This window comes from Micromonospora humidisoli (assembly GCF_016900955.1).
GTDB classification, from domain to species: domain Bacteria; phylum Actinomycetota; class Actinomycetes; order Mycobacteriales; family Micromonosporaceae; genus Micromonospora; species Micromonospora wenchangensis.
In genome coordinates, this window is record NZ_JAFEUO010000007.1 from 78809 (window position 1) to 92442 (window position 13634).

Below are 13634 nucleotides of genomic sequence, written 5' to 3' on the forward strand. Positions count from 1 at the left end.
GGGTGGAGGAGGGTGCCGGGTGCCCCGCTTGCCGGGTCACGGCAGGGTCCACTTCTGGTTGGCGGCGGCCAGGCAGGTCCACAGGTGGACGGCCTGGCCGTCGGTGGCGCTGTTGTTGGACACGTCGAGGCACTTGCCGGACTGGGGGTTGCGCAGGGTGCCGTCGGTCTGGGCGGACCAGTTCTGGGCACCGCTGCCGTTGCACGTCCAGAGCTGGATCTTCGTGCCGTCGGCGGTGCCTCCGCCGGAGATGTCCAGGCACTTGCCGAGTGCCTTGACGGTGCTGTTCGGGGTGACCGACCAGGTCTGCGCGGCGGTGCCGTTGCAGGTGTAGATCTGGATCTGGGTGCCGTCGGCGGTGGCGGCGTTGCGGACGTCCAGGCACTTGCCGCCGAGCCCGACGATCGGCCCGGTGCCTGCGGTGGTGCCGCCGGTGACGAACGTGAACGCATCGAGGTCGAACAGCGCTCCGGTGCCCCCGGCGAAGGTGAGGTAGAGCGTGCCGGTGCTGGCCGGCGCGCCGGAGATGGTGCCGGTGACGGTGGTGAAGGTCTCCCAGCCGCCGGTGACCGGGACGGTCGCCTGGCCCAGCACGGTGCCGGTGGGTGAACCCGTCCGCACCTGGAGGGTGCCGCCGACGCCGTTGGAGGAGACCCGGGCGCTGAACGAGGTGGCCTTGTCGAGGCGGTACGGCTCGAACGCGATCCAGTCGCCGTTGTCGATGCTGCCGACGGTCCTGCCGCCCTCGGCGGGGGTCTTGTCGTAGAGGGTCACGCCGGACGAGGTCTTGAAGTGCTCGGCCTGGCGCTTGCGCGGCTGGAGGGTGTGCTGGGTGTGCGTGGTGAGCCCACCGGCGTCGGTGTACTCGGCGTCGAAGATGGCGAAGATGTTCGCCGCGTCGTCGTGTTCACCGTCGACCGGGATGGTGATCGTGCCGGAGCAGCCGCTGGTCGAGGTGATCTGGTGGCCGTGCTGGTCGTGGCCGAGCACGTAGGTCATCTTGACCTTGGCGCAGTCGATGGTGCCGTCCTCGGGGTCGGTGACGGTGATGCTGAACGGCACCGTGTCGCCGTAGGAGAACAGCGAGCCGTTCGCCGGGCCGGTGATAGTGACCGTCGGGGCGGTGTTGCCGACGCCGATCCGCACACTGGCCGTGCCGGTCGCGCCCTGCGGGTCCCGGACGGTCAGGGTGACGGTGTAGGTGCCGTTGGCGGTGAACGTCTTGCTGGGGTTAGCCGCCGTGGAGGTGGTGCCGTCACCGAACGCCCACGAGTAGGTCAGCGCCCCACCCTCCGGGTCCGACGACCCGGCCGACGAGAAGTTCACCGTCAGCGGGGCCGCCCCGGAGGTCTTGTCGGCGGTGGCGGCGGCGGTCGGCGCGCGGTTGCCACCGGCGACGTAGTCGTACCGGTACAGCGCCGAGTTGGCGTCACCGTTGAAGTAGCCGGTGCCGTAGTCGAGGACGTACAGCGCGCCGTCCGGGCCGAACGCGGAGTCCATGACCTGCTTGCCGTTCCACGGGAACGACGCGTCGATGGCGCCCCGGGAGCCGTCGGCGTTCACGTGGATCGGCTTGATCCAGCCCCGGCCCAGCTCGGTGGCGAAGAACTGCCCGTCGAAGGACTGTGGGAACTTCGTGGTGGACGGGTTCGACGCGCTGTAGCGGTAGACCGGGCCGGCCATCGGCGACTCGGAGCCGCCGCCGAACTCCGCCGGGCTGCCGGCGTCACCGGCGTACCGGATCCAGGCCGGTTGGGCCGCCGGCAGGGTGGGCAGGCCGGTGTTGCGGAACGAGTTGTTGGTCGGCCCGCCGGCACAGTTGTACTTGGCGCCCGCGGTGCCGGCGGTGAAGTCCCACTCCGCGTACGTCTCGGCGGCGGTGTTCGTGCCGGTGCAGTACGGCCAGCCGTAGTTGCCCGGTCCGGTCACCCGGTTGAACTCGACCTGCCCGCTGGGGCCGCGCGTGCCGGTGGTGCCGGCGTCCGGGCCGTAGTCCCCGACGTAGACGACGCCGGTGGCCCTGTCCACGCTCATCCGGAACGGGTTGCGGAACCCCATCGCGTAGATCTCCGGGCGGGTCCGCGCGGTGCCCGGGGCGAACATGTTCCCGGCCGGGATGGAGTAGCTGCCGTCCGCGTTCACCCTGATCCGCAGGATCTTGCCGCGCAGGTCGTTGCTGTTGGCCGCGCTGCGCTGCGCGTCGTACGCGGGGTTGCGGTTGGTCCGCTCGTCGATCGGCGAATAGCCGGCGGAGTCGAACGGGTTGGAGTCGTCGCCGGTCGACAGGTACAGGTTCCCGGCCGCGTCGAAGTCGATGTCCCCGCCGACGTGGCAGCAGATGCCCCGGTCGGCCGGCACGTCCAGGATGGTGACCTGGCTGGACGTGTTCAGCGTCCAGTTGGCGTTGAGGGTGAACCGGGACAGCCGGTTCACGCCCTGCCAGGCGGAAAAGTCCGTCCCGGTGGCCGGGGCGTCCCCGGCGGGGGTGGACAGCGGCGGGGCGTAGTACAGGTAGACGTGCCGGTTGGTGGTGAAGTTGGGGTCCACCCCGACGCCCTGCAGGCCCTCCTCGTCGTGGGTGTAGACGGGGATGGTGCCCACCACGGTGGTGGTGCCGGCCGCGTCGGTGCGCCGCAGCGTGCCGTTGCGGGCGGTGTGCAGCACCGACCGGTCGGGCAGCACGGCGATGGTCATCGGCTCACCGACCTCGGGCTCGCCCCTGGCCAGGGTGACCTGCTGGAAGTCGGTGGGGTTGATGGTGTGGGCCTGGGCGGGGGCCGGGCTGCCGAGGGCGACCAGCCCGGCGGCGGCGACCAGAAGCAGTGCGGAGCTGACCGACGTCGTTCGCCGGCCGAACGCGCCATGGTGTGAGGACACTGGCTGTCCGTCCCTTCCTGACGTTCGATTGCCAGGGCGGGGCGCGCGCCGTCGCGCCGGATGCCGTAGCGGGGGAGGGGGTCGATGGATCACCGCGCCGCCGGTTCACCTCGCCGAAACACCTTCGTGATGGCGAAGACATTAAGCTGTTTCGATCCCGCTGTCTACGGCTTCTGTTGAACCACGGTGAACTTTCGCTCGAACCACGAAAAGTCCCGTCGTGGCGGCACGGGCCGAGACGACGGGAACGGTCTCTCGTGTTGGTGCCCGATGCGGTCAGACTCCGGCAAGGGCGAGTAGTCGGTCCATGTCGTCGAAGGGCAGGGCCGCTGCGGCGGCTGCTGCCTTCGCCACGTGTTCAGCTGGATCGGCGAGCAGCGCACGACGCACGTGGACCGGAAGGCGGGGATGCCCGGCAACGGCTCGGCGGACTGTGCTGTCGGGGTCGGTGGCCAGATGTTCGGCTGTCTCGACGGGAAGGTCCGGGTCCCGGGGTGCCAGGCATCGCATTCGTGGGTCCGGGTCGCTGGCGAGGCGGCGGAGGGTATGCGGTGGGAGCGTGAGCAGGTCGGCGGGGCGCCAGGCCGTCTTCTTGTCCGGTCGGAATTCGCGGTCGATGCGTTCGGCTGTCGTCGGGTCCACGAGGTGTGGCGCGTGGGTGGCCATCGTGGTGCGTACGCCGCTGTCCTGGTCGTCGAGCAGTCGGAGGACGGCATCGGTGGGCAGCGTCCGGTTCCGTGCCGCGGAGCGTCGGAAGCAGGTATACGGCGAGGTCACGTACGGCAGCGGGTTGGCGGTGACCCAGTCCAGGCACAGGTGGCGTAGCTCGGCGACGGCCACGTGATCCTCGATGTGCTGTAGCAGCGCGACATCGTCGAGTTCGTCAGGTAGGTCGGTCAGCCGGAGGTGACCCTGCTGGATGTCGGTGTAGATGCGGTGGCGTACCGGCTCGGGAGTGTCCTGACGGCCGAAGACACCGACGCGGACGTTCGCGCTGGGATCTTCGGCGAGCAGGTCCCGTACCGACGGGGGTAACTGCGGGTGCTCGGCGACCTGGCGGCGAACCTGGTAGTCGGGGTCGCCAGCGAGCCGTGCGGCCAGTTCCGGGGTCAGGACGGCGTGGCGTACGGCCCCGGCGCGGGTGACCGGGTCGGCGAGGAGACCCGCGACGAGGTCGGGTGGTGGCGTCGGGTGGGGAAGCCGCGCGTAGTAGGTCGAGCATGCGGCGGCGCGTACCTCGTCGACGTGGTCGGTGAGCAGGGCCCGTCGGACCGCTTCGGGGGCCTGCGTCCACCATCGTGCGAGGGTGGCCCGGACCGTCGGGTCCGGGTCCTGGACGAGCCGGGCGAGCAGATCGGCCGACAGATCGTCGCGCTCGGCGAGGTACTTCCTCACCTGTGGGTCTGGATCGTCGAGAAGCCGTTGGTACAGATCGCGGGATGAGTCCTGGGCACCCACGGCCAGGGCGGCCCGGATGGCGGCATCGGGGTGGACGGCCAGCCGCATCCGGGCAGCGTGTGGGAGACGACGGTTGAGCGCGAGTGAGTGCAGCAGCCAGTAATGGTCCGAGGCGAGGATTTCCTCGATCATGTCCGGTGTCAGGTCCGCGCGCATGGCGACGTGGCCGTGGCCGCGCCGGTAGCGCATCAGTCGGCGGATCAACCCGGCCGGCAGGGCCGGGTTCTCGGCGAGGCCGTCGAGCACCTGCGTGAGGTGCACCGGCATCGGAGGGCCCACCGCCATGCGCTGCTCCTCTCGACCTACGGGCACCGTCACGAGTCTGGCACCTGCGGGACAGGTCCAACCACCGCAGATCGCCGGGTAGCTGTCACCATGCGGTGCCACCTGCCGGCGCTCCGATGTCACGCGCTGTGGGCCGTGCCATGTTTCGTCCCGGGGGAGAGGGGCATCTTCCGGCGGCGACCCGTGCGGGCCGCGCGTCGCACTGATGGAGGTCCCCGATGACGGCCGGTCGTCCGGAAACGTTGCCCGTGGTCGAGGGCGGATCGGGCCGTGCCGGGCGGCTGCGGTCCGGAAGACCGTCCCGTCCGGCGGGCACCCGGTGGTGACCCCCGGAGCCGACGACCCCGGGACGGCGTTCCGGTCGGCCGTCCACGCCGGGCTGCTCGACCTGCCGTTGCCCGGTGGCGGACGCACCCGTGACCGGTTCCTGCGCTTCGTCGAACTCGGCCGGGCCGACCTGGCCCTGGCCCGGCTGGGCGAGGGGCACGCCGACGCCCTGGCGATCCTCGCCGAACTCGGCGTGCCGGTCGACCCCGACCGGCGTCGTGAGCCGTGGGGTGTCTGGGCGGCCGTGCCGGCGTCGGTCACGGCGACCCGCGACGGCGACCGGTGGCGGCTGACCGGTGACCGGCCCTGGTGCTCCGGGGCGGGTCTGCTCGCCCGCGCCCTGGTCACCGCGACCGCCGACGACGGCATCCGGCTGTTCGCCGTCGAGGTCGACGCCGCCGGGGTCACCGCGTTGCCCGACACCTGGCCGGCCGTCGGCATGGCCGCCAGCGACAGCCGTACCGTCAGCTTCGACGGCGTGACCGCGCTGCCGGTCGGTGGACCCGGCTGCTACACCGCGCGGCCGGGTTTCTGGCACGGCGGGCTGGGGGTGGCGGCGTGCTGGTACGGCGGGGCGGTCGGGGTCGCCGACACGCTGTACGCCGCAGCGCGGCACCGTAGTCTCGGCCCGCACGCCCTCGCGCACCTCGGGGCGGTCGACGCGGCCCTGACCGCCGCCCGGGGCGTGCTGTTCGCCGCCGCCGACGAGATCGACGCGAACCCCACCGGGGACGCGGACCGGTTGGCGCACCAGGTGCGGGCCACCGTCGAGGCGGCGGCCACCACGGTCGTCGACCGGGTCGGCCGGGCGTTGGGGGCCGGCCCGTTGTGTCAGGACGCCCACCATGCCCGCCGGGTCGCCGACCTGACCGTGTATCTGCGGCAGAGCCACGCGGAGGCGGACCTGGCGCATCTGGGTGAGCTGGTGGCGGCGGTCGGGGACCCCGGATGGTGAGGCCGATCGTCGACGCGGGCACCGACGAGAGCAGTTGGCGTGCCTGGCCGGCACCGGCGGGTTGGCCCGTACTGACGCTGGACGAGCGGGTGCGGGCGGTGCCGCCGCTGGTGGTCGCCCCGCACCCCGACGACGAGGTGCTCGGGGTGGGTGGCCTGGTCGCGATGCTCGCCGGCGGCGTCGAGATCGCGGTCGTCACCGACGGGGAGGCGTCGCATCCGGACTCCACGGTCCACTCGCGGGCGGCGCTGGCCGCGATCCGGCGGGCCGAGACGGTCACGGCCTGCGCGCTGCTCGGGGTCGCCCCCACCGCCATCGACCATCTCGGGCATCCCGACGGCCGCGTCGACGAGGGGGCGCTCGTCGAGGCGTTGACCGGCCGGCTGAGGCCGGGGCGGTGGTGTGTCACGACATGGCGCGGCGACGGACATCCGGACCACGAGGCGGTGGGGCGGGCCGCCGAGGTCGCCTGCCGGCGTACGGGTGCGACGTTGCTGGAGTTCCCGGTGTGGACGTGGCACTGGGCCCGGCCGGACCATCCCGACGTGCCGTGGCACCGGGCACGCCGGATCGACCTGACCGGGGCGGCCCGATCGGCCAAGCTCGCGGCGGTCGACGCCTTCCGGAGCCAGGTGCTGCCGCTGGGGCCGGCACCCGCCGACGCCGCGATCCTGCCCCCGCACGTGCTCGCCCGCTTCGCACGTCCCTACGAAACGGTGTTCGTGCCATGACCTCAGGCGGCACCCCGGCCGGGTACTTCGACGACATGTACGCCGGGGCGGAAGACCCGTGGAGTTTCGAAACCCGCTGGTACGACCAGCGTAAGCACGAGATGACGGTGGCCTGCCTGCCGCGCCGCCGGTACCGCTCGGCCTTCGAGCCGGGGTGTTCGACCGGGATGCTCACCCGCCGTCTCGCCCCGCGGTGCGACCGGCTGCTGGCGGTCGACATCGCCGCCGCGCCGGTGGCGAGCGCCCGACGGCGGCTGGCGGAGCAGCCGCACGTCCGGGTGGAACGGATGCGTGTCCCCGACGAGTGGCCGGCCGTGGCGGACGACGGTTTCGACCTGATCGTGCTCTCCGAGCTGGGCTACTACTTCGACGACGCCGGGCTGGATCTGCTGGTGACCCGTACGGTGGACTCGCTCGAACCCGGCGGCACGCTGGTGGCCGTGCACTGGCGCCCGGCGGTGGCCGAGCACGCCCGCAGCGGCGACGACGTGCACCGGCTGCTCGCCGGTGTGGACGCCCTGGCGCGGACGGCCCGGCACGAGGAGGCCGACTTCCTCCTCGACGTGTTCCTGCGGGTGCCGCCGCCGGCCAGGTCCGTCGCCCAGGCCGACGGTCTGTGGTGAACCGGATGGCGGTCGTGGTGCCCGCCCACGACGAGCAGGCGTTGCTGCCCGGCTGTCTGACCTCCGTCCTCGACGCGCTGCGGCACCTGCCGGTGCGCTCGGAGGTGATCGTGGTGGCCGACGACTGCCGGGACGCCACGGCCGCCGTCGCCGCACGGGCCGGCGTCGTCGTGCTGACGGTACGGGCCCACAACGTCGGCCGGGCCCGGGCCGCCGGCATGGCGTACGCGCTGCGCGACGGCCCGCAGGGGTTGTGGCTCGCCACCACCGACGCGGACAGCCGGGTGCCCCGGCGGTGGGGCGGCTGGCAGTTGCGGCACGCCCGCGCCGGCACCGACCTGCTGGTCGGGACGGTACGGGTCACCGACTGGGCGTCCCGCGCCACCCCGGTCCGTGACCGGTACGAGACCCGGTACCGGCAGGGGCTGACCGGCACCGGCCACCGGCATGTGCACGGTGCGAACCTGGGCTGCGCCGCCACCGCGTACGAGCGGTTGGGCGGCTTCGCCGACCTGCGCCACGGTGAGGACCACGATCTCGTCGAACGTGGTCGTCGACAGGCCATGCGGGTCGTCGCCGACGCCGGCTGTGCGGTGTGGACCAGTGCCCGCCACGACGGCCGGGCCCCGCACGGCTTCGCCGGCTACCTCGATGCCCTCGACGACCGGCCCACGGCCCCCTCGACGGTGCAGCCGGAGCGGACGCCGTGCGGCGGGTGCACCGTGGCGTGACGAACCGCCCTGCACCGGCGGCGCGCGAAGCGCGCGCCCCGGAAAGGGCGGCGTCGCTCCCGGCCAGGGTCCGGTCGGACCCTGGCCGGGAGCGTCCGGTCAGCCGATGCGGCCGGCGCGGTGCCGGCGGCGGGTCAGCACGACGAGGACGGTGCCGAGCAGGGCGAGCAGCACCCCGACGGTCAGCGGCGCGAGCATGGCGTCACCGGTCACCGGCAGGATCCCCCCGACGTAGCGGAAGGTGGATCCGTTGGAGGTCCCACCGGCGGTGTTCACCACGACCGTGGTGTCACCGGCCGCGCAGGGCGGTGTGCGGAAGGTCAGCGAGCGACCGTCCGACGCCACGGTGACCTGGTCGGCCGGGATGGTCGTGCCGCAGATGCTGACCGTGGTGCCGCCCGGTACGAACCCGGAGCCACCGACCGTCACGGTCGTGCCGCCACCTGTCGGTCCCTGTCCGGGGCTGACGGTGTCGATGCGCGGCGGGACGGGCTGGTAGGTGAACCCGTCAGGTGCGGTGACGTCGTCACCGGGCAGCAGGACGGTGACGTCCACCGCCCCGGGTGAGCCGGGCGGGGTGACCACGGTCAGCGAGGTGCCGTCCGGGTTCACGACCAGGTTGGTGCCGGGTGTGCCGCCGAAGTTCACGCCTGTCGCGCCGGTGAGACCGGTGCCGGTGATGGTCACCGTGGTGCCACCGGTGGTCGGTCCGGTGTCCGGCACGATGGAGGTGATCGTCGGTGCGACGTACGTGAATACCGGCGCGGCGGCGGTGCCCGCGGGGAACACCAGTCGCACGTCTGCCGGCCCGGCCGCGTTCGGCGGGGTCACCACGGTGATCGTGGTGCCGGCCGGGTCGACGGTGAACCCGGTGCCGGGCACCCCGTCGAAGGTCACGCCTGTCGCGCCGGTGAACCCGGTCCCGGTGATGGTGACCGTGGTGCCGCCCGAGGTCGGTCCGCTCGTCGGGGTCAGCCCGGTCACGGTCGCGGCGCTGCCGTCGGCGAGGTAGGTGTAGCCCAGCGGTGCCGCCGTACCGCCGCCGGTGGTTACCACCACCACGGCGGGTCCGACCGCGCCGGGCGGGGTGACCGCCGTCAGGGAGGTGCCGCCCGGGGCGACCGTGACGTTGGTGGCCGGCACCCCGTCGAAGGTGACTGTCGTGTCACCGGGGACGAAGCCGGTGCCGGTGATCGTCACCGTCTGGCCGCCCGACTGGGGACCCGCGTTGGGGGTGATCGACGCGACGGTCGGTGGCGCCGCCACGTACGTGAATCCGTCCGGGGCGGTCGCGTCCGCGCCCGGCAGGAGCACGGTGACGTCCACCGGGCCGACCTGACCGGGCGGGGTGACCACGGTCAGCGAGGTGCCGCCCGGGTTGACGGTGACGTTGGTGCCCGGGGTGTCGCCGAAGGTCACTCCGGTCGTCCCGGTGAAGCCGGTGCCGGTGATCGTCACCGTCGTGCCGCCGGCGGTCGGTCCGGTGTCCGGCACGATCGAGGTGATCGTCGGCGGGAGGTAGGTGAATGTCGGCGCGGTCACCCGGCCGTCCGGGAAGACCAGCTCGACCAGGGCCGGGCCCGCCGGGTTCGGCGGTGTCACCACGGTGATCGTGGTGCCGGCCGGGTTGACGGTGAACCCGGTGCCGGGCAGGCCGTTGAAGTCCACACCGGCGGCCCCGGTGAAGCCGGTGCCGGTGATCGTCACGGTGGTGCCGCCGACGGTCGGCCCGGAGGTCGGCGTGAGGCCGGTGATGATGGCCCCGCTGCCGTCGGCCAGGTACGTGTAGCCCAGCGGTGCGGCCGTGCCGTTCACCGTGCCGACCACGACCTCGGCGGGTCCGACCGCGCCGGGCGGGGTGACCGCCGTCAGGGAGGTGCCGCCCGGCGCGACGGTGACGTCGGTCGCGGGCACCCCGTCGAAGGTGACCGTGGTGCCGCCCGGGATGAAGCCGGTGCCGGTGATCGTCACGGTCTGGCCGCCCGACTGCGGGCCCTCGTCGGGGGTGATCGTCGCGGTGGTCGGTGCCGCCGGCGGACGCTCACAGAGCGCCTCGGCCACGATGACGGTGCCGACGGGAATGGTGGTCGGGACACCGAGGATGCTGCCCGACAGGGTCAGCACGGCCCGCACCGTGATCGCGGTGGCGCCGGTGGCGGTGGTCGTCTCGACGCGGGTCAACGAGGCGTTCAGGCTCGCGTCCAGCAGTCCCGGCACCACCACCGCCGCGCTGCCCACGACGGCGGGGGTGTTCGCGGTCAGCGTCACCGCCGAGCCGAAGAGTTCCAGCCCGACGAGCGTGGTGTCCGCACTGGTCGCGCCGACCTGCGGACAGACCGCGGTGGCGGTGACCTCCGCGGCGTCGAGCACGTCGATGCCGAGCACGGCCAGGTTGAGCCCGTTGACGCTGGAGGACGCCGACGACCCGTCGGCCGCCCGGGTGGCGGTGACCTCCTCGACGGTGCCGCTGGCGGTCACGCCGACCGCCCCCGGCACCGAGATCGCCAGCAGCGTCTCGGTGTCGGTGCCCCCGCCGGCCGGCGCGGTGGCGGTACCGATGGTCGCGTCGGCGCTGATCACGGCTATCCCGGCCACCTCGGCCGACAGGTCGACGACGACACCGCGGGCGCTCGCGTCGCCAGGTGCCGCCAGTGCCGGCGTCCCCAGGGTCAGGGTTGCCAGGCTGGCGACCAGGAGCGCCGTGGCGGCGCTCGTGGTTCTTCGTAGGACGGTCCTCACCAGTTTCCCCCGTTCAGATGGAATGACGGTCCTGCGTGATGTGGCGGCAGGCGTCAACGAGTGAACGAGGACAAATCGGTCAAGTTACGCATTTCTTATTCTTAGGGTCTGGCAACCATGGGCGGTGTCGGCGTGGTACCCGAAGCCCCCGGTCGACCGGTCAGGGTGGACCGCAGCACTCGCTGGTGCAACCCCGGCCCGGTGCCGGGTTGCCCGACCAGGGGCACCAGCTCCTCACCGCCGACGACCTCGACTACGCGCACACCGAGGGCCTGGACGTGTGGCCAACACCCCGTTGATCAACGGTGGCTACGTCCGCCCCGACAAGCCGCTGCCCGAGGCCTACGACCACCCGGGACGAGCCGGGTCCTCGGTGTGCTCGACGGGATCACCGTCGAGACGGGGGCGACCCGCAACCAGGTGGTGCTCGCCTGGCTGCTGCGCCAGGGCATCCGGCCGATCGTCGGCCGCCGAGCCGGTGCCGCCGTCGGGTGACAGCGGCACCGGCCCTGGCGGCGCCTCAGGTGGCGACGGTGGCCAGCGGCTTCAGGCCGTAGGTGTGGGCGTAGCCGTTCTCGGTGCCCACGAGCAGCTCGACGACCTCGAAGTAGCGGTCCCAGAAGGGGGTCTCGCGCAGGGCGTCGATCAGCAGCCGGTAGGCGTCGTGGTCGTCCGCCTCCCAGACCCAGATGTCGGTGACCCGCGCCGAGTAGAACTCCGTGTCGTAGAAGCGCGAGCGGACACCACGGGTGCGGGCCTCGATGGCGGGCAGAACGTGGGTGGTGAAGGCCTGGACGCGTTCGGCCACGGTCATCGCCAGCCACTCGGGAGTGGTTTTGACGAGCATGAAAGCGGTGACCGGCGGCCCGGATCGGTCAGCGGGCACCGACGGCCCCCTGGGTGGTGCGGACGGCGGGCCGGAGCGTGCGGTCGCACCACTGCGCGAACGTGGTGGCCGGCCCCGCCTGCGGTGAGCGGGCGACGCCCGAGTCCAGGCCCTCGTCCTTGGCGCGTTTCATGTCGACCATGGCCTCGACGAACGCTTCGTTGAGACCGTAGCCGAGCATGGTGGAGCGCAGTTCGTCGAGCGGCTGACGCCGGTAGCGGACCGGACGGCCCAGTTCCTCGGTCATGATGCGGGCCAGGTCGTCGGGCGAGAGGTCCTGCGGGCCGAGCACCGGGACGTCGCCAACACCGCTCCAGGAGCGGTCCAGCAGCAGCCCGGCCGCGGCGGCGGCGATGTCGGCGACGGCCACCATGGGAGCGCGACGGTCCGGGGCGACGGTGTCGGTGAAGACGCCGTCGTCGCGGATCGCGTCGACCTCCTCCAGCAGGTTCTCGAAGAAGGACGGGCAGGCCAGGGCGCGGTAGGCGACGCCGGAGCCGGCGATCAGGTCGTCCATGGCCAGGGAGGCGGTGACCAGCCCGGCGCGGGTGGCCTGCGGGGTGCCACGGCCGAGCGCCGAGACGCCGACAACATGGCCGACGCCCTGGGCGGCGAAAGCCCGCGCGGCCGGGTGGGTGAAGCCGCTGTAGGCGTCGTCGGGCGGAACGGAAGCGTCCGGTGGCACCAGCCAGAACACGGCGTCCGCCCCGGCGAAGGCATGCTCGACGGTCGCGGCGTCGCCGTGCGAGCCGACGACCACCTCGACCCGGCCACGGACGCCTCCGGGTAGCCGGGCCGGATCCCGGACGATGACCCGTAACTCCTCACGGCCGGCGGGTACGGCCTCGATCAGCAGCGACAGCAGGTGCCGCCCGATGTTCCCGGTGGGACCGGTAATGACGATCATGAAACCTCGATTGTCGGATCGGCAGGACTCAGCCATCGTGCGGAGCGGCACCGCATTGCCACAATGGGAACTTCAGCATCCAATCATTGCCCGAAGTGGAACCATTGCGGTGAGCAGCCCATACCCGAACCTCGATGCCAACCTCGCCGTCGCCCTCGACGCCCTGCTGACCGAGCAGAGCGTCACCCGCGCCGCCGCGCGGCTACAGACCTCCCCGGCGGCGATGAGCCGTACCCTGGCCCGGTTACGCCGGGTGCTCCGGGATCCACTCCTGGTCCGGGCCGGACAGCGGATGGTGCCCACGCCGCGCGCCGAGGCGCTGCGCGACGAGGCTGCCGCGGTGGTACGCCGGCTGGAGGCGTTGCTCGCCCCGAGCGGCGGAATCGATCCCGCGGCACTGCGGCGCACCTTCACCGTCCAGGCCGCGGACCTGGTCGGTGCCGCGGTCGCGCCCGGGTTGCTCCGGTTCGCCCGACAGCGGGCACCTGGCGTTTCGCTGCGGGTGCTGGCCGAGGAGTGGGAGGCGGGCCCCGCGCTGCGGGACGGACGGATCGACCTGGAAATCGGGGCCATCGACCATGTCGACCCGGAGACCCAGGTCGAAGAACTCGTCACCCTGCGGATGGCGGCCGGAGTCAGGGCCGGGCACCCACTCACCGAGGGAACTCTGACGGCCGCCCGGCTCGCGGCGGCCGAGCACGTGGCGGTCAGCCGTCGCGGACGCTTCAGCGGACCGCTGGACGCGGCCCTGGCCGCGCAGGGGCTCAGCCGGCGGGTCGGCGCCGTCCTGCCCGGACACCTGGCCGCGATGATGCTGGCCGCAGCCGAGGACGTGGTCTGCCTGGTGCCGACCGCGCTGCCGGGCGAACCTCCGTCACGGCTCAGCGACGCGGCACACACGCTGGGGCTGCGCCTGCTGGACATTCCCTTGCCGCTGCCACCGCTGACCATCGGCATGGCCTGGCACCCACGGCACGGTGTCGACGGCGCCCACCAGTGGCTGCGTGCCGCCGTGCGTCAGGTGCTCCGCCCCGCCCGAGCGGAGTAGAACCTGCGCGTCAGGACCGCGCACACGTGTCCGTCGGGGCGGGCCGCACCGCTGGGGGAGAACTCGC

10 protein-coding genes are annotated in these 13634 nt (G+C 72.7%); 5 read left to right on the forward strand and 5 right to left on the reverse strand.

All coding sequences use genetic code 11. From position 1 onward, the window contains the following. Positions 1 to 36 precede the first annotated feature (36 nt). Complete coding sequence (locus JQN84_RS24060; RefSeq protein ID WP_204960830.1) at positions 37 to 2877, reverse strand: PQQ-dependent sugar dehydrogenase; 2841 nt, start codon at positions 2875 to 2877, stop codon at positions 37 to 39. Positions 2878 to 3153: 276 nt separating this feature from the next. Further along, positions 3154 to 4620, reverse strand: coding sequence for a hypothetical protein (locus JQN84_RS24065; RefSeq protein WP_204960831.1), 1467 nt, complete (start codon positions 4618 to 4620; stop codon positions 3154 to 3156). 322 nt (positions 4621 to 4942) lie between these two features. Between JQN84_RS24065 and JQN84_RS24070 the strand changes: the two genes are divergently transcribed. From JQN84_RS24070 to JQN84_RS24085, 4 genes are read left to right on the forward strand one after another with little or no spacing between them, the layout of a single operon-like run. After that, positions 4943 to 5902, forward strand: a complete 960-nt coding sequence (locus JQN84_RS24070) for an acyl-CoA dehydrogenase family protein (RefSeq protein WP_307821415.1) — start codon at positions 4943 to 4945, stop codon at positions 5900 to 5902. Continuing rightward, entirely contained in the window at positions 5896 to 6633 is a 738-nt protein-coding gene (locus JQN84_RS24075) for a PIG-L deacetylase family protein (RefSeq protein ID WP_204960832.1), read from the forward strand. The genes JQN84_RS24070 and JQN84_RS24075 overlap by 7 nt, the downstream gene beginning before the upstream one ends. Next, positions 6630 to 7256, forward strand: coding sequence for a class I SAM-dependent DNA methyltransferase (locus JQN84_RS24080; protein ID WP_204960833.1), 627 nt, complete (start codon positions 6630 to 6632; stop codon positions 7254 to 7256). The genes JQN84_RS24075 and JQN84_RS24080 overlap by 4 nt, the downstream gene beginning before the upstream one ends. A gap of 5 nt (positions 7257 to 7261) precedes the next feature. Next, positions 7262 to 7987, forward strand: coding sequence for a glycosyltransferase family 2 protein (locus JQN84_RS24085; RefSeq protein WP_204960834.1), 726 nt, complete (start codon positions 7262 to 7264; stop codon positions 7985 to 7987). A 99-nt stretch (positions 7988 to 8086) separates the two neighbouring features. Here JQN84_RS24085 and JQN84_RS24090 read toward each other — a convergent pair whose 3' ends face one another. The 3 genes from JQN84_RS24090 to JQN84_RS24100 all read right to left on the reverse strand — a co-directional run bounded on the left by JQN84_RS24090 (position 8087) and on the right by JQN84_RS24100 (position 12519). After that, positions 8087 to 10726: an IPT/TIG domain-containing protein gene (locus tag JQN84_RS24090; protein WP_204960835.1), complete on the reverse strand. Its 2640-nt coding sequence runs from the start codon at positions 10724 to 10726 to the stop codon at positions 8087 to 8089. 520 nt (positions 10727 to 11246) lie between these two features. Continuing rightward, entirely contained in the window at positions 11247 to 11612 is a 366-nt protein-coding gene (locus JQN84_RS24095; protein ID WP_204960836.1) for a darcynin family protein, read from the reverse strand. After that, positions 11602 to 12519 carry an NAD(P)H-binding protein gene (locus tag JQN84_RS24100; RefSeq protein WP_204960837.1) on the reverse strand — a complete coding sequence of 306 codons (918 nt, stop codon included), beginning with the start codon at positions 12517 to 12519 and terminating at the stop codon, positions 11602 to 11604. Before JQN84_RS24100 ends, JQN84_RS24095 begins: the two co-directional genes overlap by 11 nt. A 109-nt stretch (positions 12520 to 12628) precedes the next feature. On the opposite strand from JQN84_RS24100, the gene JQN84_RS24105 reads away from it, so the two are divergent. Continuing rightward, positions 12629 to 13567 carry a LysR substrate-binding domain-containing protein gene (locus JQN84_RS24105; protein WP_307821417.1) on the forward strand — a complete coding sequence of 313 codons (939 nt, stop codon included), beginning with the start codon at positions 12629 to 12631 and terminating at the stop codon, positions 13565 to 13567. The last annotated feature ends 67 nt before the right edge of the window (positions 13568 to 13634 follow it).

Coding starts and splice junctions, on each gene's coding strand:
- JQN84_RS24065 (WP_204960831.1), bottom strand. CDS start 4,620: ATGGCGGTGGGCCCTCCGATGCCGGTGCACCTCACGCAGGTGCTCGAC.
- JQN84_RS24075 (WP_204960832.1), top strand. CDS start 5,896: ATGGTGAGGCCGATCGTCGACGCGGGCACCGACGAGAGCAGTTGGCGT.
- JQN84_RS24080 (WP_204960833.1), top strand. CDS start 6,630: ATGACCTCAGGCGGCACCCCGGCCGGGTACTTCGACGACATGTACGCC.
- JQN84_RS24085 (WP_204960834.1), top strand. CDS start 7,262: ATGGCGGTCGTGGTGCCCGCCCACGACGAGCAGGCGTTGCTGCCCGGC.
- JQN84_RS24100 (WP_204960837.1), bottom strand. CDS start 12,519: ATGATCGTCATTACCGGTCCCACCGGGAACATCGGGCGGCACCTGCTG.